The organism is Psychrosphaera algicola, assembly GCF_028401425.1.
Lineage (GTDB): Bacteria > Pseudomonadota > Gammaproteobacteria > Enterobacterales > Alteromonadaceae > Psychrosphaera > Psychrosphaera algicola.
Map to the genome: position 1 here is coordinate 3,281,525 of NZ_JAQOMS010000002.1, position 19,402 is coordinate 3,300,926.

A 19,402-nucleotide genomic window follows, 5' to 3' on the forward strand; every position below is an offset into this window, starting at 1 on the left:
AAACGGAGAACCTCATTAAAGGCACTCCGTTTATTGGCTATTACAAAAATAGTTATAATTAGAACTATTTGACTAACAACTACCCTCGGATCTGACCATCGCCGGTTACAACAAATTTTTCCGTTGTTAGCGACTCTAGTCCCATTGGACCGTACGCATGCAATTTGCTGGTGGAAATACCAATCTCAGCACCTAGTCCTAATTCTCCGCCATCTGAGAATCGTGACGAGGCATTAACCATTACAACTGCAGAGTTAATACGGCGAACAAACTCTTGGGTTTTTGAAATGTCTTGGCTGATGATAACTTCAGTGTGACCTGAGCTAAAACGTTGAATGTGCAGTACGGCTTGTTCAAAGTCGTCGACAACACGGATAGCAATTTCAAGTGCCAAGTATTCCGCGTCGTAATCCAAATCGGTAGCTAGGTCGGCATTTTCGAAATATGGAAGTGACTTATCGCAGGCATGAACTTTTACACCAGCTTTTGCAAATTCCGTGGCCACTTGTGGTAAAAACGTTGCAGCTACATCTTTATGGACAAGTAAAGTTTCTAATGAATTACATACACTAAGGACGCTGAACTTTACCGTTTAGTAATATTGCTAAACCTTTGTCTAAATTAGCTTGGTTGTCGATGTATAAATGACACACCCCTTTAAAGTGTTGGATCACTGGAATTTGACTGGTTTTAGTCACAAATCGAATTAGACCTTCACCACCACGCGGAATGACCAAATCGATAGTGTCCGATAACGTTAACATTTCGTTCATGATCTCGCGGTCAGGATTTGGTACCAAACTAACTGCAGCAGGCTCGATGTTATGTTCGACAAAGGCTTGATGGATACATTCAGCTAAAGCTTTATTGCTGTTAATCGCTTCTTTACCGCCACGTAATACAACCGCATTACCTGCTTTAAAACATAATACGGCGGCGTCAACGGTAACGTTTGGACGACTTTCGTATACCATTGCAATAACACCTAATGGAATACGTTGTTTAGCGATTTTAATGCCATTTGGGCGCACATCGTTTTTGTGATCATGCCAACAGGGTCTGGCAACGAGACAATATGTTCTACCGCGGCTGCTATGCTGTCGATACGAGCTGCATCTAACATTAAACGGTCAATCATAGCCGCAGCTAAGCCATTTTTTTCGGCGTCGATTAAATCCAGTTTGTTTGCTTCAATAATTGCTGGTGTATTTGAACGTAAATGACGCGCAATGCTAAGCAGTGCATCATTTTTTGTCTGAGTCGATAAATTGGCAACTTGTACCGACGCAGCTTTTGCGTCTTTTGCCATTTGTTGTATAGAAAAAGTCATAATTAGTCCTTGAATAACACAAGGTCATCACGATGAACGACCTCATTTTTGTGTTTGAAACCTAAGATAGTTTCAAAATTTTTGCTTTCTAGGCCGGAAATTTGAAGTAACTCGGCACTAGAATATTGGCTTAAACCACGGGCAATCACTTTATTGTTTGCTAGTATATCTATGGCTTCACCTCGAGCAAACTCTCCGTGTACAGCAGTAATGCCTTTTGCCAGAAGTGACGCACCTAACGTGAGTAGAGCATTTGCGGCGCCGTCGTCAATTTGCAGTGAACCTGCCGCTTTTAACGTGTGTCTTAACCATTGTTTTTTGCACTATCTTTTAGTGCTAGCGGTTTAAACCAAGTCCCCACCGATTTGTTTTCTAAAATATCATTAAATACGCTACTTTTTTACCGTTAATAATAAATGTATTTACGCCGTTACTTGTGGCTTTTTCAGCTGCCTGAAGTTTAGTCTTCATTCCACCGGTTGCGATTTTATTTTTTGTACCGCCGGCTAATTTATATATCTCAGGTGTAATCTGATTGACTTCAGGGATCAGTTTGGCATTTGGAAAACGATTTGGATCGGCGTCAAATAGGCCATCGATGTCACTGCATATAAATAGTGCGTCGGCTTCACAAACGAGCGCAACTAAAGCCGCAAGATTGTCGTTATCGCCTACTTTTATCTCGGCTGTCGCCACAGTGTCGTTTTCATTGATGATTGGCAATACTTGATTCGCCAATAATTCACGTACTGTATTTTTGATATTAACGTAACGACGGCGGTCTTTTAAATCGCCCTAGGTAATTAAAAGCTGGCCACAGGGGAAGCTAAAGTGATGTTGCCAATTGGCCATCATTTTTGCTTGACCTACCGCAGCCATCGCTTGTTTTTCTGCAATCGTGGTGCCTTGTTCATGGCTATTAATTAAACCACGACCTGCTGCCACAGAACCGGAAGAGACTAAAACCACTTCTTTACCAAGGGCTTTTAGTTCGTTGATAAATTTTGCAATGGGTAATACATATTGGCCACTAACTTGTTTGCCATCGGGAGCAATGAGTGCACTACCAACTTTTATTACTGCACGTTGCCAATTTAACCCTTCGTTTGCCATTTTTACCGATACCCTGAAATAGAATAAATACTTTAAAGGGACTCTACCCAATATTGTGCGTTCGGTCGACATCGAAAAGTAATAATGTATGTTTTTACGGTGTAATGTCGGTTAAATAGAAAAAAATAGAAAAAAAACGATTTTATATTAAGATTTGGCTCTGTTAGCTTTACGCTGGTTAAAAATACTGCTAACTTACTTAACAGTTTGTGCAAACCCCGCACGCCTAGTTACTCTAAACAAACAATAACTTCAGATAGCTCATATCAAATATAAAGACATCCTATATGCATTTAAGTGAATTAAAAAATAAGCCGATTAACGAGTTAGTTAAGCTGTCGGAATCGATGGGCTTAGAAAATATGGCTCGTCTACGCAAACAAGACATCATATTTTCCATCCTAAAAAAACACGCCAAGAGTGGAGAATCCATTTACGGTGATGGTGTTTTAGAAATATTACAAGACGGATTTGGATTTTTACGCAGTGCCGATTCCTCTTATTTGGCAGGCCCAGACGATATTTACGTCTCTCCTAGTCAAATTAGACGATTCAATTTGCGAACAGGGGACTCCATTTCAGGCTTAATTCGCCCTCCGAAGGACTCTGAACGTTATTTCGCACTATTAAAAATTGAACAAGTCAATCACGACAAACCAGAAATCTCCCGCAATAAAATTCTTTTCGAAAACCTTACTCCTCTGCACGCAACTGACCGTTTTACTATGGAACGCGGCAATGGTTCGACTGAAGATATTACAGCTCGAGTTTTAGATTTGGCTTCACCAATTGGTCGTGGACAACGTGGATTGATCGTTGCACCACCTAAAGCGGGTAAAACAATGTTGATGCAAAATATTGCAACTTCAATTGCCGCTAACCACCCTGAAGCGACGTTAATGGTTCTACTTATTGATGAACGTCCAGAAGAAGTAACCGAAATGCAACGCCTAGTAAAAGGTGAAGTTATTGCATCGACGTTTGACGAACCAGCGAGTCGTCACGTACAAGTTGCTGAAATGGTAATTGAAAAAGCGAAGCGATTAGTTGAGCACAAAAAAGATGTTGTTATCTTACTTGACTCAATAACGCGTTTGGCTCGTGCATACAACACCGTAATCCCTTCGTCAGGTAAAGTACTGACAGGTGGTGTTGACGCAAATGCTCTGCACAAACCAAAACGTTTCTTTGGTGCTGCTCGTAACGTAGAAGAAGGTGGTAGTTTAACGATTATCGCAACTGCGTTAGTAGATACCGGTTCTAAGATGGATGAAGTTATCTACGAAGAATTTAAAGGTACGGGTAACATGGAGTTACATCTAAATCGTAAGATTGCTGAGCGCCGTGTATTCCCTGCTATCGACTTTAACCGCAGTGGTACGCGTCGTGAAGAGTTGATGACATCGGCAGATGAACTACAAAAAATGTGGATCCTACGCAAAATTGTTCATCCGATGCAAGAAATTGAAGCGATGGAATTTTTGATCGACAAGCTTTCGTTGACCAAAACGAATGAAGAGTTTTTCGATTCAATGAAGCGCCAAAAAGGCAACTAACCATCCGATCAATTTAGTTAGTTGATTGATAATAAACCCCAACTTAGATTGGGGTTTATTTTTAGTTTCAAAGCAATAAAAACACTTCTTTATCTGTTGGTACCCTGAAATGAAATACAAAGATCTGCGCGATTTTATTGCACTTTTGGAAGAGAAAGGCGAATTGGTTCGCGTCACCACTGAAGTTGATACTTATCTTGAGATGACCGAAATAGCCGACCGTACTTTGCGTGCCAAAGGTCCTGCCATTTTGTTTGAAAATCCAAAAGGCTCAAGCATTCCCGTCCTAGTGAATTTGTTTGGTACACCAAAACGTGTTGCTCTGGGTATGGGACAAGAAGATGTATCGGCATTACGTGGTGTCGGTGAAACGTTAGCATTTTTGAAAGAACCGGAGCCGCCGGCGGGTCTTAAAGATGCATTTTCAAAATTGCCTATTTTTAAACAAGTGTTAAATTTAGCGCCAAAAGAAGTGAAAAAAGCACCTTGTCAGCAAGTTATTATTGAAGGTGACGACGTAGATTTGACCCAGTTGCCAATCCAACATTGTTGGTACTGGTGATGTCGCGCCACTAGTGACATGGGGATTAACCGTCACTAAGGGTCCTAATAAACCAAGACAAAACTTGGGTATATATCGTCAACAGTTATTGGGGCCAAATAAACTGATTATGCGTTGGTTGTCTCACCGCGGCGGCGCATTAGATTTTCTCGAATTTAAAAAGGCTAATCCAGGCGAGAATTACCCAGTGTCGGTAGCATTAGGTGCCGACCCTGCAACGATATTAGGCGCAGTAACGCCGGTTCCTGACACTCTGTCTGAATATGGTTTTGCTGGCTTATTGCGTGGTAGCAAAACTGAAGTGACAAAATGTATTTCTAATGATCTACAAGTTCCGGCCTCTGCGGAATTCGTACTAGAAGGATACATAGACCCAAATGAGATGGCGCCAGAAGGACCATATGGTGACCATACTGGTTACTATAATGAAGTTGATGACTTCCCAGTATTTACGGTAACGCATATTACTCACCGTAAAGACCCGATTTACCACAGCACTTATACCGGTCGTCCACCAGACGAACCAGCAATTTTGGGGGTGGCATTAAACGAAGTTTTTGTGCCGATTATCCAAAAGCAATTCCCTGAAATTGTTGATTTTTATTTACCGCCAGAAGGCTGTTCATACCGTATAGCGGTCGTTACCATGAAAAAGCAGTATCCAGGTCATGCCAAACGCGTGATGATGGGCGTTTGGTCTTTCCTACGCCAATTTATGTATACTAAGTTTGTTATTGTGTGTGATGACGACATTAACGCAAGAAACTGGGAAGATGTTATGTGGGCAATAACGACCCGTATGGATCCGGCTAGAGATACCGTATTAATTGAAAATACCCCAATCGACTATTTGGACTTTGCCTCACCGGTTTCTGGCTTAGGCTCTAAAATGGGCCTTGATGCCACAAACAAATGGCAAGGTGAAACCGACCGCGAATGGGGTATTCCCATTGTGATGGATGAAGCTGTAAAAACACGAATTGATGCTATTTGGGATGACCTAAACATTCCTCTGCCGGATGGAGATAAATAAATGACTAAAGTAACCATTCAGCCAAACAATATTGAGTTTGACGTTGCCGTAGGCGAAACGATTTTAGAAGCTGCAGAACGGAATTCCATTGAATTTCCATATCGTTGCAGACAAGGCGTGTGTACAGCATGTGTTTGTAAAACATTAAGTGGGGAAGTCAGTTATGGCGACCGTGATCCAGAGTCCTTATCGTTAACGATGGGCACAGATCCAGACAACCCTCAAAAATATACCTATAGTTGTATCGGGTATCCATTAACGGACATGGTATTGCACCATCCATTTATTAAATAAAAGAGTAAAGATTTAATGCAAGTTGTTAGTGCTCAAACGATTCAGGCAGAAGTGATTTCAATAACAGCCGTGACCGATTTTGTAAATGTAGTGAAACTACAGCCTTTAACAAAGCCAAGTTACCTTGCTGGTCAATATCTGCAAATTGTTTTGTCGGACGAAGACAAGCGGATTTTTTCGATTGCCAGTTGCCCAGATGACCAACATATCGAATTGCATATAGGTGCGGGACCTGATGACGCTTATCCGCGCGGTGCTTTGGATCACATGGCGAACAATGATGTTGTGACGCTTGAAATTGGGCTCGGTAACGCGTTTTATCAAGAGAAAAGCGTTAGACCAATTATTTTAATGGCGGGTGGAACTGGTTTTTCGTATGCCCGTTCGATTGCAGAACATATTAAAAACCATTATCCGGAGCGTAATGTCACTTTTTACTGGGGCGCAAAGGATGAAGAGAGTCTTTATGCCAGTGACGAAATGAAGATATGGGCAAAACAAAACCCTAATTTTACTTATGTCCCGGTAATTGAAGAAGCTACGGCGGAATGGCAGGGGAAAACGGGTTATGTTCACCAAGCGGTTATGGCTGACTTTGCGAGCTTAGAAGCATTTGATGTTTATTTAGCCGGGCCATTTAAAATGGCAGGAGTTGCTCGTGAAGATTTTGTCAAACATGGCGCTGTTTTAGAGCACTTATACGCTGACGCTTTTGCCTTTATTTAACATATTGGTTAATACACGATTTACAAAAAAACCGTAATATAGATTACGGTTTTTTATGTCTTGGTTTTATCAATTTACGGTTTTTAGCAGTTAAAATGACGCATAGATAACGCCTATCAAGTACAACTGGGCAAATAAACCAATCATATAAAAGTAACTGCGAGGGCTTGGGTTTTTATTGGTCGCGATAGCATAAAACAACACCATATGAACCAAACGAGCAACAAAAAATATCACGGTTACTGTTAATAAGTGCTCAGCATTTACACCAACTAAGCATGCAACTAAAACTGAAAGTACAAACAAAGGCACGTTTTCCAGTGAATTAAGAAAAGTACGATTACTGCGGAATACAAAGGAAAAATGATCAAGTTCTGCGCTGACAATTCATAGCACATATTCAGTTTGTTTTCTATGAGCTCCTGTCGCAATTAAGGCTTGCAGAACCATCATGGCAAGTAAGGATGTGACGACAAATAAAACCTGTGTGTATTGTTCAAACATTTTGTTTCCTCAGTTATTAGTTTGTATGCAAATTATAATACTAGGGTAATCTGCTAAAATCAATTTGTTTGTGTACAAAATAAATTTGGAATTATGGAACAGCTAAAATTATCTAACCAAATCTGTCATCGTTATTACGTCGCATCTAATGCGATAACAAGGGCGTATCGCCCACTTTTAGATGAGCTTGGGCTCACCTATCCTCAGTATGTTGTATTAATGGCATTATGGGAAGAAGACAATGTTGAAGTGAAACAAGTTAAGGCCAAGACTCATATCGATGGCGGCGCTTTATCGCTGATTTTAAAAAAGTTATCAGCCAAAAATCTTATCAATATTGTGCCGTCGGAACTGGATAAAAGAATTAAACATGTTCAATTATCTGACAAGGGCTGGCAATTGCAGCAAGAAGCGAGTGGTATTCCTGAAAAATTAATGTGTCAGGTTTCCAATATGTCGAGAGAAGAGGTTTTATTACTTAAAACGCTTACCGACAAATTGGTGGAAAACTTAATTGAGTAATGTCAGACCGTTTACCAAGCAAAGTTATTGCCAATTGAGTTAATCTAGTCCGATTCAGTCTAAAGAATGAGCAAAGCATTTTATTTTTATTTATAGCAAATTGTAACAATTGAATCCTTAGACCGTCAGCCTTTAGCTTGTATAATTAATTTCGCTTTCTAGTGTTCATCGGTTATGTAACACCATGTGAGTTGGAAAGCGGATTTAAACACGCAATATAAAAGGACACATATGGCTATAGTACATAAAACTCGTACCCAGCTTGTTGCAGAGGCAATTAGAGAGCGAATTTTGCAGGGCGAAATTAAAGCCGGAGAACCTTTACGTCAAGCGGCATTAGCTGAAGAACTTAATGTTAGTCGGATCCCAGTTAGAGAAGCGTTGTTGCAACTAGAAGCGGAAGGCCTAGTTAATTTCGAACCGCATAAAGGAGCAACGGCAGCCGATATGTCTGCAAAACAAGTTGATGAAGTATTTGAATTACGTTGTTTACTTGAAACCGAATTATTGTCTTATTCAATTCCCAATCTAACAGATGACGATATTGCCTATGCGCAAGAACTCATGGATAAAATGGCCGAGTGCCAAGATCACGGTACAACACTAGGCGAACTCAACTATCGATTTCATAATATTCTATATAGCCGCGCAGACCGGCCCCATACATTTGAGCTTGCGGACGTCCTGATTAAAAACTCGCTGCGCTATATTCGAATGCACTTGACGTTAGCGGGCGGGGACAAGTCGTCACAAATTGAGCATAAAAAATTATTGGTACTTTGTGCTGAAAAACGAATTAACGCGGCTTGTGAATATTTGCGGGATCATATTCTTAAAGCAAAATACAATATTATTACGTTAATAGAAGCAAGCGAGTCGCGTTAAAGCAAAATAGAACAATAACGCGATTTAGTCTTTTCATCTGCAATAAAATCAGTAAAAGTTGGTTCTTATTATCATTACGGTGTGCCATAAATTAAAGTGTGCCATAAATTAGGAACTGAAATGAAACAGCAACTTGTTCAACTACTTTCAATCGTAACCTTGTTATTTGTCACAGTAGCATGCTCAATTAGTCCTGCGAACAATCAAAATTTGGCGGGGCACTACTCCGATCTTGCCGGTTTTAATATTCAAAAAGGTCAATCTCCAATTGGGTTTAATTTACCGAGTGCTTCAGGGGGAAATTAAGTCTAGCTGATATACTAACCGACCAACATGTGCTTTTGGTTTTTTACCGTGGAGATTGGTGCCCGTATTGTATTGATCAATTCAGTACGATTCAGCCAGTACTGCCACAGCTGAAACAATATAATGTTAAGTTAGTCGCGGTTTCGCCAGATCAACAAAGTGCTGCTCAAAATACGCAACGCAAATTTGGCCAAGATTATACTTTTTTGATGGACACTGACCTGCAGGTCACAAAACAATACGGCATTAATTCAGAAGAAGGGTTGCCGCATCCTGCGGTATTTTTGATGAAACAGGCACCGACGCTTTCGGAGTCGGAAGTGGCCTGAGTATTACGTTTCAACCGACCATACCACCCGACCAACGGGTGAACAGTTGTTAGAGCAAGTAAAAGCATTAATATCTAAACCATCAACTAATTAACAAAATGTTCCACTGTGGGATAAAAGGCAATAAATGTGAATATTGATATTAGATTAGCAAATTACGACGACGCTGAGGACGCTTCTGCAGTTGTTTTGGCCTTAAATATGTACGCCAAAGACCCTATGGGTGGCGGCCAAGCATTATCAGAATTTGCTCAGGCAAATTTGATAGCTGGCCTACAATCCACGCCAAATGCGTTTACCGTTTTGGCTTTTGTTGACGGTAAAATTGCAGGGTTGGGAAATTGTTTCCAGACGTTTTCAACTTTCAAATGCAAACCTATTGTCAATATCCATGATATGGGGGTTAATGATGGCTATAGGGGATTAGGCCTAAGTCAGAAAATGATCGCAATGATAGAACAAGTGGCGAAAGAGCGTGGCGCATGCAAAATTACCCTAGAAGTATTGGAAGGCAATGAGGTTGCCAAAAATGCTTATCTAAAATACGGTTTTACTGGATATGAGCTTGACCCCAAAATGGGCAAAGCGATGTTCTGGGAAAAGCCAATTAAATAATTTATCCGCGTTGTTCAAACAGGACGGTTAATAATTCTACGACTTAGTATTAATACGTCCTGTCGATACTTAACTCGTTATCTGTTTAATACTTCGACTTACTTCTCTTAAATTTATATGCTTTTATTTCTCGGTAATAAGCTCCACTTTTATTAGGAATGTTTATGACTCAGTCCGTATCGTTTAAAACTGTTAAACGATTTCCGTTGTTAATGTGGATATTACTATTTGGGTCTTTTATCACCCGTGGCAGCTTTTATATGGTTTGGCCATTTTTGGCGGTGATACTTTTTGAAAAGTTTCAGCTTTCGGCTACTAGAATCGGGCTTATCTTGTCCTCAGCAGCGGTAGTCTCGGTCTTAGTCAGTTTTGTAGTCAGCAGTTTATCAGATCGAATAGGTCGACGGCCTATGATGTATGCCACGGGCGTGTTGTATATCATTTCCTTTAGTCTTTTAGCTGAAGCAAATACAGTAAATGGCTTTGTAATTGTTATTACGTTGTGTTCCATAGCCACCGCACTTTGGCGTCCGCTTACCTCGGCGTTAATTGGCGATGTTATTGATGATTCAGGCGTCAGAGAGCTTGCCATGCAGTCATTGTATTTTGCCGTAAATGTTGGCTGTGCTATTGGTCCAATTGTCGGTGTTTGGCTGGGGTTAACAGGTCAACAGTCGAGCTTTTATTTCACAACTTATGCGTTTGGATTTTTGCTCGTTTTATTGTTTTTGGGCTTCCGTCATTTTGACCGCCAAGCCAAAATCGACACGTTAGATCCCATTGAAGATATGGTTCAGGTTCAGTTCGATACGCGACAAACATTAACTAATAATGAGTCTAAAAATGATAAACCAAAAAGCGGATTAAAATATGTTTTACGGATCTTAGGACAAGACAAACTGCTGCAATATTTAATCTTGGCGAACGTGTTAGTGTATGTTTATTTACGGCCAAATGGACAGTTCATTAATACAATACTTAACCCGTGAAAAAGTAACCGATTTATTGGAGTTGGTATCGTCAATGATATTTACCAATGCGATGGTGATCATAACGTGCCAATTTATTTTGCTTAAAATGATGTCTAAACAAAGTCTCATAAGGCGAGTACAAATCGGCTTGTTGTTATTAGCCATATCGCAACTTTGGTTTGCGTTAAACCCGGTCACTATGTTTTGGGGCTGGATTGCAGCGGTGATTATTATGAGTCTAGCGGAAGCGATTTTGTTCCCAACGATGAACGTTCATATCGACCGGATTGCGCCCGCGCATTTAAGAGGTGCGTACTTTGGTGCAGCATCGTTTTATGATTTTGGCTTTGCCTTTGCACCGTTAGGCGGTGGTATCATTTTAGATTATTTCGGCGGACCGATACTCTTTTTGGGGTGTGGTTTGTTGGCTTTGTTTATCATTTATCTGTATCACGTTTTGGAACATATGTCGGGACCTGACGTTAAAACCGAAGCTAAATCTACTGGGCAACGATAAACGGATGAACTTTTAATCGCGAGGAGTGATCTAAATCATATTGAGCGAGATCAATGTTTTGGTGCCGTACCGAGGCATCTGATTGAAATTTAGTCAGCTTGGCTTTTTTTGTTAATTATTGGGTATAATCGCGCTCCAAAATTATCCATATGCTCCGGTTTTACGTTCCGGGGGCAAGAGGAATCGACATGTCACAAGTAGTAGTGTGCGCAATGTATAAGTTTGTGCGCTTAGAAAATTTTCAAGAACTCCGTCAGCCATTACAAAATACAATGGAAGCTAACGGTATCAAAGGTACTTTGTTGTTAGCTGAAGAGGGGATTAACGGTACGGTAGCCGGTCATCGTGAAGGAATAGACGCGTTATTAACTTGGCTTCGTCAGGATCCTCGTTTAGTTGATATTTCGACCAAAGAAAGCTTCGACGATGAAATGCCATTTTATCGCTGCAAAGTTAAGCTTAAAAAAGAAATCGTGACAATGGGGGTTGAAGGTATTGACCCTAGAGAAGTGGTTGGCACCTATGTTAAACCCAAAGATTGGAATGCGTTAATAAGTGACCCAGAAGTGGTATTGGTTGACACTCGTAATGACTATGAAGTGCAAATTGGTACATTTGAAGGAGCGGTAAATCCTAACACTGAAACGTTTCGCGAATTTCCTGAATATGTCGAAAAAATCTTGATCCGAAACAACATAAAAAAGTTGCAATGTTTTGTACTGGTGGCATTCGCTGCGAAAAATCTACAGCCTATCTAAAAGAGCAAGGCTTCGAAGAAGTTTACCATCTTGAAGGCGGCATCTTAAAATACCTTGAAGACGTGCCAAAAGAAGAGACCAAATGGCAAGGTGAGTGTTTTGTTTTTGACAATCGTGTAACGGTAAATCATGATTTAGAAAAAGGCGAATATGACCAGTGTCATGCGTGTCGTATGCCGATCACCGAAGAAGAAAAACAATCAGAGCACTATGTTGTCGGTATTTCATGCCCACATTGCATCGACAAAGTTACAGATGAACAGCGTGAACGATTTGCGGAGCGTCAAAAGCAAATGGAATTGGCGAAACAACGTGGCGAAGAACATATTGGCTCAGAAGCCAAAGACGTTATTGAAGCTAGAAAAGCGCTAAAACTGCAAAAAAAGAACAAGCTAGAAACGCTAAGGCGTAATTTTTAAGTCGCCGTTCTTTAGCGAAGGCAACGTATTATACTAATCGGTATTACGTTGCCTTTTTTGTTTTATTCGTTCTTAAAAATTAACTCCACATCACAAGTATTGCCGCCACTGCAATTAACAATAAACCAATAATTTCATAACGTTGTACTGGCTTTTTCAACCACCATACCGAGATCATAATCGTAAATAACACTTCGGTTTGGCCCAATGTTTTAACTAAGGCCACGTGCTGTAATGCCATTGCCGTAAACCAACCGATAGAGCCAATACAACTTGTTATACTGGTGGCGATTGTCATGATTTTATGTTGACTTAATTCAGCTAAAACCTGTGGTTGTTGTTTAAAAATATAAAATGTTAGCGCTAAAGTTTGAATACACAAAACCCACAATAAAGACCACGCCGCGCCGACATGAAATGGCACATCAAGTAAATGGCTTGCTTCTCTTGCTAGCAAAGAGGTAAGGGCGAAACAAGTGCCGCAGGCAAGTCCAATCATCAAGGTTTTAGGGCTTAACGACCCTTTTTTACCGGCACTACTTAAAACAAAAATGGCTATAGACCCGATAAAAATCCCAAGCCAACCTAACAATGACAAATTGCTACCAAAAAACAACACACCTAAAACGCCAGCCACAAGCGCTTCACTTTTTGCCAATCCGGCGCCAACCGCAAAGTTTTTTGCTTAAACAAGATAACCATAAAAGCCGTCGCTGCAATTTGGGTGGCCGCCGCAATACAGGCATAAATAATAAAGCGGGTATTAAATTCAGGTATCGCCATTGGCTGGTACAAATACAAACCGTATAGGTAAATCGCGACGATAGGTGGCGCAAACAAAAAGCGCGACAAAGTCACGCCAGACGTGTGTACATGTGCACTCAGTTTGCTTTGCAAGGCGTTGCGCCATGTTTGCATAACAACCGCTAGTAACGTAAATAAAACCCAAGTCATTACATTGCCCTGAAAATATTATATTTAAAGAAAACAGAAGATTACTCTAACCATTGTTTATGACAATAGGATTTGTTTTATATCTTATATTAGCTACCTGAATTTGCTATTGTCAGTGGTTAATGGCTTATCGAACTCAAGCTCTTAAGCAGAATATTTAAGAGGGAAAGTATATTTGGGAGGTATAAAATGCGGTTCATAATGAGTATTTTATTTTGCCTCTATTTGACTGGTTGTACGAGCACTAAAGTTCATTTTTACACCCGATATTTACCCACCACAGATGTCTCAAAAATAACCAAAGCATTAGAGGACGCCAACTTTACTGTCGTTAAAAATAGACATGCTTTTCCCGAGGACATAGAACAGTCTGCAGTGTTATATTCTTTATTTATTCAAGATGACAAAAGTGTCTCATTGTTGACTAAAACACTTACTGAGATTGGCTGGCCTATCCAACAAACGCAGGCACTTGTTGCAGGAAATCATTGGTATACCAAAAATAGCGTTGGTTTGTACTTATTGCCAGACGGCGTTAAAACGGCCAATAAAGTCGCGACTCAAGATTTAGCCGATGATTACCAAAGTCGTAACTGTAATGAGTCGGTGAAAATTAGTCTTAAAGGTGACAACCGTTATACGATGATGTTTGCTGAAAACAAAGAGAGTAAAACAGATCACCTAAATGGGTACTGGAAGGTAAGAAGTTACCCGTATCTAGAGCTCACTTCGCTGAATGAGCAATGGTGGTTCTATTTTGAAATTGAACAAAAAATTGAAGTTGATAAGGTCAGTAAAATCCAAATAGTAGAGTTAAAGCCAGTCGACCAATATCGATTTTTCCCAAATTGTAGTTTTGTCACTGGTGTTCGGCTTTGATGCTAAGGGACGTTTCTGAATTACCCGCGATATAAAAATTAAAACTGATAGCCACGTCAATAAATACAAGCGGCTAGCAGTTTTTTGGTGCCGTCTTTAGACAACAGCGAGGTGTTTAACTAAGCCTTAGTGTTTATTGATCTTCAGCTTTTTTACTCGGATTACTTTGCCGTCTAGCTTTGTGCCGTTTAACTTAACTATGGCTAAAAGGGCTTTTTTGTCGTCATTAATTTCAACAAACCCAAATCCCTTGGATTTACCGGTGACTTTGTCCAATACCAATGTACAGTATTCTAATTCAGCAAACTGGGTGAAAGCTTCAGTAAGCTGCTCTTCGGTTGTTGAACGGGATAAATTTCTAGCAATTATTTTCATGTGATCTCATTTGTAATGAACTCAAATTACCGCGTAACTCAACACGGTAAATAAGGGTATGCTGGTCATGATAAGAGTGAATGAACGCGACCACAAGTAAATGTATCACTTCAATCAAATATAACCCCATAAAAGCGTGCCAATTTGGCACTATTTGATGAGGTTATTCGCCGTAGGTGTCGCGTTAACACTTGGCTGGTAATAACAAACATCGATATTTCCATTCCTAGGGTACGTATAAAACTCATGGGTCCGGTTTTTAGACGAGTCGATTCGTTGTTGAAATGCAGCCGATTCGACCATTTGTACCTTTACGGTATATTGCTTGTTTGTAGTTAATGTATCGCCAATGTGCGCACTGTTAATCATTCCTTTTGGTTGGTCGCTATCAATTATGCCCCCTTGAGCTTATCTCCTCGAGGCAGTCGTTGTACAACGTCCATACCGAAAACAACTCGACCAAACACCGACATATTACGGTCGAGATGACGCGGAGCGTGCCCTATGACGATATAAAACTCAGAACTGGCACTATCAGCACCGTTGCCCCTTGCCATCGCCACTGTGCCGGAGCAGTGCAAAACCACTGTTCATTAGTTGTAAGATCACGGCCAGCGGGAACTGAATTAATAAAGCCCGTTTGTGGAGCCAATAGATCGGGGCTTTGGATTAAGGTAAAGCTATCTGAGACTGGCTGGGTAAACTCGGCCTTTAATGGCTGTTTAAATTTAGAGGGTTTTCCTTTTACATTATTCCATTCGCCTTCACCTTCACCGGCTTGAGCAACAAAGCCTTCAATGACTCGGTAAAAGGGAGGCCGTTATACCATTGGCTGCTGACGAGTTGCTTAAACTGTTCAACATGTTTTGGTGATACCTGTGGCAATAGTTGAATGATCACTAAACCTTCGGTGGTTTCTAAATAGACTAAGTCTGACTGCGAAACTGAATATTCGTTTTCTTGGCTTATTGCCGCTGAGCAGAAAATAAAAAACAAAAGCCCAAATGTGGCTTTACTGGTTTTGGCCAACATACGTTCACTCCAGTGAGCAGATTGATTTTAAGCCGATACTGTGACCTTTTTTATACGCCAATTCAATACATCGATGTTGTTCTAGACTTTACCAATTGTGCATTTTGTAAATACTAGATGCCAACCTTAACGGATATACACTGGTCTAAAAAGCGAATCCTGCACTTAACCAAATTACATTTTTGGCGCCATCGGTGCTAAAAAACCGTCGCCATCAGTATCCGGCATATGGCCCAAATCTAGTCCAACTCGGAAACCATCAGTTAAACTTTGTGGGTAGTAGTTAATATTTAGAGAATAAACCGATCGTATGGTAGCTGTATATGTCGCCCCGATTGACCAATTACTGTTAAGCAAATAATCATAGCCTGCGCTAGCGCCTATTAAACCAACCGCACCTCGCAAAAGATGCTGCTCTTTCTGTAGTGAGATTTGATAGCCAATTAAACCGGAATACTGTAATCCTGTTCCTAGGTTATGGTTTAGTTCACTTGCTTTGACAACGCAGCTACTAAAAACGGCCAAAAGAAAAATAAATCTGAGTTGCAAAATAGGTCGGTGCATTGTGTCTCTCTTTGGTGGCCTAAAGGGAGGCCAATACTGGTTTTTTGATCGAGTTATTCATTGGTTTGATATTTAGACAATAACGTTTTTTGCTCAGCGGCATTAACAATTTTTGTGAGTTTTCCATTTTTTGTCATTTCAATGATTTTTGCGTCAACAATTGGAACAAGATGTTTGTGGTCAAGATGGATGTAATGATACAAATCGAAAGTCGCTAACGGTTTTTTAATAGCGATTACGTTTTTTAAACCAAGTTCTTTAAGTGCCATTAAACCATCAATGGTATTGGTTAATGCAACGTCAACGCGGCCTGAATCAACCATGCGCATTATCTCAATGGTTGAGTTCATGTCTATCACCTGAGAGTGGCCCTCAGTAATTCTGTTTGTATGTTTTACTCCACGAACTTTTGCGACAAAGTATTTTTCTAGATGGTCTTTGTTCTCAATTACGATATCTTTGTCTTTATGCACAAAGGCTGTGGTCTCAAGGTAGTAATAAGGCGTTGGTACTCTTATTGTGGTTGGGTTTTCAATACCATAACTGAATATCCTCATTATTTCGCCATCACTAACGCCAGAAGTTGCTGAGAGCTGAGCACGTTGAGCCGGCAGCGGTGTAATGCTAATGACGATACCAAGCTCTGAATATATTTGGGGTAAAACAATGCGACCAACTTCTTGCTCGGTTAAAAAATTAATGGATGAAAAATGAAATTCTTCTGCAAAACTATTCCCAATAAATAACAACAAAACCGCAAATAATTTCATTGGGTCTCCGCAAGTTATAAAATACAAATGTCGATTTTTCAAAAATCGACTTTATTCAATGACTGATTGAACTAGATGATGTTTATAAATTGTAGGACATTTATAATTAAACTGACGGCTAATATTAGATTAATAATCAAATAATTGTGGTTTGGACGATTGGTGACCACATTGTCGTTATTAGGCTGAGGGTGTTCAGATTGTATTTTGGTTTCTAGTTTCTTTCGCTTTTTGTCTAAATCTCGTGATTTGGCTTTATGTCTCTTTTTGTACTCGGCGATGCCTTTTTCGATGCCTTTAGCAATCAACTTAGTTTGCTCTTTGGTTTGATTTGGTTTTTGTGTCGCTTTGGCAATTGTCATCGCTTCGTTTTCGGTTTGTGCTGAAATGGTGTTTTTTGTCATACAGATTTTGGTTTCTCATCAAATTTGGTTTAACCTACTGCCATTCAGTTGTAATTTCAAATTGAGGTTTTCTTTTATGGAATGGATGCGAGAACTACTTGATCCAAATAATTATTATTTCCAACAGTTTTTTGCCTTATTCACGTCCATTGTTTCGTTACTTATTCTGCGTACTTTTAAAGGACGATTAATTAATAGAAGTAAACAATCTCTCCTCAATGCCAGTGTTTATGCATTGTATTTACCCGCGAAGTTTTTTCTTATTTTGCTGTCGACCTTAGCACTTAATTGATTTGATCAACGTGCTCGGTGGTGATTATTTTGAGTTTGATAAATACCCAATTGTGCAATTACTCGCGGTCTTGCATTTAAGTTGGTATGGCTTCCGAGTCGTTAATACTATTGAAAGTGAAACATTAAACGAAACAGAACCGACAATGCTTGACGCAACGGCAGTAATTGGAATTGCGAAGATATTTCGTTTGCTCCTTGCGGTGATCTGCATGATTGTCGCGTTTGATCTGCTAGGTCTCGACCCTCGGGGATTAATTGCAGTAGGTAGTGTCTCAGGCGCAGCCTTAGCTTTTGCATCAAAGGACTTGGTATCAAATTGGTTTGGTGGTGTGATGTTGTACTTAGACAAACCGTTTAAAGTGGGCGATTGGATCCGAAGCCCTGACCGCGAAATTGAAGGTACGGTTGAGTATATTGGCTGGCGGATCACTCGGATTAAAACATTTGATAGACGGCCTTTATATGTCCCAAATGCAATGTTTAATAACATTACAGTGCAAAATCCGTCGAGAATGACGCACCGTAGGATCAATGAAACAATAGGTGTTCGCTATGATGATGTGGAACAAGTGCATGATATTGTGGATGCAATTCGGAACTATATTAGCGGATCTGATTTAATTGCTCAGGACCAAGTGATCATTGTTAATTTTAATGGCTTTGGTACTTCGTCGCTTAATATTTTGGTTTACTGTATGACCAAAACGATTGACTGGGTTACGTTTCATCAACATAAAGAAACACTATTGCTAGATATTGCGGGCATTGTTGAAAGTCATGGGGCAGAGTTTGCGTTCCCAACTCAAACAATAAAAATGGCAGTTGCAGAACCAGAACCAGAAGCTTAACCAGCACATACTTGGTTTCTGCCATTTGCCTTCGCAGCGAGTAAAGCTTGATCGGCAAGTTTAATGGTTAAGTCGATATCCGGAATATCCCAAACTTCCGCGACACCAAAACTTGCCGTAACCCTAATTTGTCCCTTGTGAGTGTTAACGCGGATTGCGCGCACTAAATGCCGCAATTCTTCTGCAAAATCGAGGCCTTTCTTTAGGCCATGGTTGTGCAATAAAATCGTAAATTCTTCCCCGCCAAATCTGGCGGCAATACCCAATTCTCCGGTATGTCGAGTGATAAGGGTCGCAATCTCGACAATAACCAAATCACCAATATCATGACCATAATTATCATTAATGCGTTTAAAAAGTCGATGTCGCACATGATGATGGAATGCGGTTCTTTGTCAAAATCCATATGGCAGTCTTTAACTTTATCGAAAAAGTACCTGCGGTTATAGATCCCCGTGAGCGGGTCGCGGATTGATAATTCATAGTGCTGATTAATCGTGTCTGACATAAGCAAAGATTGTAATCCGCCCATCATCATTAATACGGATAACACCTGCAGTAATAGCAATACGCTCATGTACTGGTAGTTGTTTGGAATATAAACATAGGCGATTGGAACCGTAACAAAACACATGATGGCAAAATAGACGGCAATTTTTAACGACTTCTCACCAAAAGTGGGTGGGCGTGTTTTATCGTGCCAAATAATGGTGAGCGATGTTGCCAAAATGTAGATAGAATTTAAAGCGTGATTTGTAGAACGTGCGAGCTGGCTGTCGTCTAAAAAAAGGTATAAGCCGACTTGAGACACTACAAAAATAGAGATGTGTGTTATTGCTTTG

Annotated in this window: 18 protein-coding genes and 7 pseudogenes; 13 read left to right on the top strand and 12 right to left on the bottom strand. The window is 40.3% G+C overall.

From position 1 onward, the window contains the following. Window positions 1-79: 79 nt before the first annotated feature. Window positions 80-1,330, bottom strand: a pseudogene (locus tag PN838_RS17990) (glutamate-5-semialdehyde dehydrogenase). A gap of 2 nt (window positions 1,331-1,332) precedes the next feature. Continuing rightward, window positions 1,333-2,443 (bottom strand): annotated as a pseudogene (proB, locus tag PN838_RS17995) (glutamate 5-kinase). Between the two features lie 287 nt (window positions 2,444-2,730). Between proB and rho the strand changes: the two are divergent. The 4 genes and pseudogenes from rho to fre all read left to right on the top strand — a co-directional run bounded on the left by rho (window position 2,731) and on the right by fre (window position 6,614). Next, entirely contained in the window at window positions 2,731-3,999 is a 1,269-nt protein-coding gene (gene rho / locus PN838_RS18000) for a transcription termination factor Rho (RefSeq protein ID WP_215962571.1), read from the top strand. 109 nt (window positions 4,000-4,108) lie between these two features. Further along, a pseudogene (gene ubiD / locus PN838_RS18005) lies at window positions 4,109-5,594 on the top strand (4-hydroxy-3-polyprenylbenzoate decarboxylase). Next, the gene (locus PN838_RS18010) at window positions 5,595-5,888 is read left to right on the top strand and encodes a 2Fe-2S iron-sulfur cluster-binding protein (protein WP_215962569.1); all 294 of its coding nucleotides are present in this window, start codon (window positions 5,595-5,597) and stop codon (window positions 5,886-5,888) included. Window positions 5,889-5,903: 15 nt separating this feature from the next. Then, window positions 5,904-6,614 carry an NAD(P)H-flavin reductase gene (gene fre / locus PN838_RS18015; protein ID WP_272181528.1) on the top strand — a complete coding sequence of 237 codons (711 nt, stop codon included), beginning with the start codon at window positions 5,904-5,906 and terminating at the stop codon, window positions 6,612-6,614. A 90-nt stretch (window positions 6,615-6,704) separates the two neighbouring features. On the opposite strand, the gene PN838_RS18020 is transcribed toward fre, so the two are convergent. Then, window positions 6,705-7,001 carry an MAPEG family protein gene (locus PN838_RS18020; RefSeq protein ID WP_272182644.1) on the bottom strand — a complete coding sequence of 99 codons (297 nt, stop codon included), beginning with the start codon at window positions 6,999-7,001 and terminating at the stop codon, window positions 6,705-6,707. Between the two features lie 210 nt (window positions 7,002-7,211). Here PN838_RS18020 and PN838_RS18025 point away from each other — a divergent pair, with 210 nt between their 5' ends. The 7 genes and pseudogenes from PN838_RS18025 to trhO all read left to right on the top strand — a co-directional run bounded on the left by PN838_RS18025 (window position 7,212) and on the right by trhO (window position 12,440). Then, window positions 7,212-7,640, top strand: a complete 429-nt coding sequence (locus tag PN838_RS18025; protein ID WP_334313401.1) for a MarR family winged helix-turn-helix transcriptional regulator — start codon at window positions 7,212-7,214, stop codon at window positions 7,638-7,640. Window positions 7,641-7,871: 231 nt separating this feature from the next. Then, window positions 7,872-8,525 carry a GntR family transcriptional regulator gene (locus tag PN838_RS18030; RefSeq protein ID WP_215962566.1) on the top strand — a complete coding sequence of 218 codons (654 nt, stop codon included), beginning with the start codon at window positions 7,872-7,874 and terminating at the stop codon, window positions 8,523-8,525. Window positions 8,526-8,645: 120 nt separating this feature from the next. Then, window positions 8,646-8,831: a hypothetical protein gene (locus PN838_RS18035; RefSeq protein WP_272181529.1), complete on the top strand. Its 186-nt coding sequence runs from the start codon at window positions 8,646-8,648 to the stop codon at window positions 8,829-8,831. Between the two features lie 35 nt (window positions 8,832-8,866). Further along, entirely contained in the window at window positions 8,867-9,160 is a 294-nt protein-coding gene (locus PN838_RS18040) for a peroxiredoxin family protein (protein ID WP_272181530.1), read from the top strand. A 129-nt stretch (window positions 9,161-9,289) separates the two neighbouring features. Then, window positions 9,290-9,775 carry a GNAT family N-acetyltransferase gene (locus tag PN838_RS18045; RefSeq protein WP_272181531.1) on the top strand — a complete coding sequence of 162 codons (486 nt, stop codon included), beginning with the start codon at window positions 9,290-9,292 and terminating at the stop codon, window positions 9,773-9,775. A 164-nt stretch (window positions 9,776-9,939) separates the two neighbouring features. Further along, a pseudogene (locus PN838_RS18050) lies at window positions 9,940-11,263 on the top strand (MFS transporter). Window positions 11,264-11,451: 188 nt separating this feature from the next. Then, window positions 11,452-12,440 (top strand): annotated as a pseudogene (gene trhO, locus PN838_RS18055) (oxygen-dependent tRNA uridine(34) hydroxylase TrhO). Window positions 12,441-12,519: 79 nt separating this feature from the next. Here trhO and PN838_RS18060 read toward each other — a convergent pair. Then, a pseudogene (locus PN838_RS18060) lies at window positions 12,520-13,394 on the bottom strand (EamA family transporter). 201 nt (window positions 13,395-13,595) lie between these two features. On the opposite strand from PN838_RS18060, the gene PN838_RS18065 reads away from it, so the two are divergent. Continuing rightward, a complete protein-coding gene (locus tag PN838_RS18065) occupies window positions 13,596-14,273 on the top strand; it encodes a hypothetical protein (protein ID WP_272181532.1) in 678 nt (225 codons plus the stop codon). A gap of 126 nt (window positions 14,274-14,399) precedes the next feature. Here PN838_RS18065 and PN838_RS18070 read toward each other — a convergent pair whose 3' ends face one another. The 7 genes from PN838_RS18070 to PN838_RS18100 all read right to left on the bottom strand — a co-directional run bounded on the left by PN838_RS18070 (window position 14,400) and on the right by PN838_RS18100 (window position 17,418). After that, window positions 14,400-14,648, bottom strand: coding sequence for an RNA recognition motif domain-containing protein (locus PN838_RS18070; protein ID WP_272181533.1), 249 nt, complete (start codon window positions 14,646-14,648; stop codon window positions 14,400-14,402). 150 nt (window positions 14,649-14,798) lie between these two features. After that, window positions 14,799-15,017 (bottom strand): hypothetical protein, encoded by a 219-nt coding sequence (locus PN838_RS18075; RefSeq protein WP_272181534.1) that lies wholly within the window; start codon window positions 15,015-15,017, stop codon window positions 14,799-14,801. 23 nt (window positions 15,018-15,040) lie between these two features. Then, entirely contained in the window at window positions 15,041-15,235 is a 195-nt protein-coding gene (locus tag PN838_RS18080) for a peptidylprolyl isomerase (RefSeq protein WP_272181535.1), read from the bottom strand. A gap of 157 nt (window positions 15,236-15,392) precedes the next feature. Further along, entirely contained in the window at window positions 15,393-15,680 is a 288-nt protein-coding gene (locus tag PN838_RS18085) for a peptidylprolyl isomerase (protein WP_272181536.1), read from the bottom strand. 174 nt (window positions 15,681-15,854) lie between these two features. Beyond that, window positions 15,855-16,244 (bottom strand): hypothetical protein, encoded by a 390-nt coding sequence (locus tag PN838_RS18090; RefSeq protein WP_272181537.1) that lies wholly within the window; start codon window positions 16,242-16,244, stop codon window positions 15,855-15,857. 53 nt (window positions 16,245-16,297) lie between these two features. After that, entirely contained in the window at window positions 16,298-17,014 is a 717-nt protein-coding gene (locus tag PN838_RS18095; protein ID WP_272181538.1) for a substrate-binding periplasmic protein, read from the bottom strand. 71 nt (window positions 17,015-17,085) lie between these two features. Then, window positions 17,086-17,418 carry a DUF2956 domain-containing protein gene (locus PN838_RS18100; RefSeq protein WP_272181539.1) on the bottom strand — a complete coding sequence of 111 codons (333 nt, stop codon included), beginning with the start codon at window positions 17,416-17,418 and terminating at the stop codon, window positions 17,086-17,088. 302 nt (window positions 17,419-17,720) lie between these two features. Here PN838_RS18100 and PN838_RS18105 point away from each other — a divergent pair, with 302 nt between their 5' ends. Further along, complete coding sequence (locus PN838_RS18105) at window positions 17,721-18,560, top strand: mechanosensitive ion channel family protein (RefSeq protein WP_272182646.1); 840 nt, start codon at window positions 17,721-17,723, stop codon at window positions 18,558-18,560. On the opposite strand, the pseudogene PN838_RS27540 reads toward PN838_RS18105, so the two are convergent. Further along, window positions 18,557-19,194, bottom strand: a pseudogene (locus PN838_RS27540) (GGDEF domain-containing protein). The gene PN838_RS18105 and the pseudogene PN838_RS27540 sit on opposite strands and share 4 nt — an antisense overlap. Between the last annotated feature and the right edge of the window lie 208 nt (window positions 19,195-19,402).